Annotated in this window: 1 protein-coding gene; it reads right to left on the bottom strand. The window is 43.7% G+C overall.

Features of this window, described 5'->3' with window-relative positions; translation table 11 throughout:
- Positions 1 to 316, bottom strand: a 316-nt coding sequence (locus AB4585_RS27890; RefSeq protein ID WP_372172001.1) for a LapD/MoxY N-terminal periplasmic domain-containing protein, incomplete at both ends; no start/stop codon positions are given.

The raw sequence follows: 316 nt of genomic DNA, 5'->3' as shown, positions 1-316 counted from the left end.
CTTTTATACGAATGACCATTGACTCAAAGGCATTAAATACAGGCACCAGATCTTGTGTATCAGGCTTACTCAATGAAATGTTGAAATCCCTATTAGCGATTTGAGTTGCCGCGCCTGAAAGTTGATTCAAGGGCTCAAGAGATCGTTTGACGAAGAAACTAGTGAGCAGTAGAGCAAAAAGAAAGGCTGCGATACCCACACCCAGAGTAAACTCCATATTCCTCCAAAGCGCCGCATAAGCGACGCCTGGGTGGCTTATTATTTCAATCTCTGCCTGTTGTAACCATCCACTGGTAACGACACGTTTTTCATGAAT

It is taken from the genome of Vibrio sp. 10N.222.49.C9, assembly GCF_041474985.1.
Lineage (GTDB): Bacteria > Pseudomonadota > Gammaproteobacteria > Enterobacterales > Vibrionaceae > Vibrio > Vibrio crassostreae_C.
Note: the sequence above shows the minus strand (reverse complement) of the source record. Positions and strands in the feature narration are given on the sequence as shown.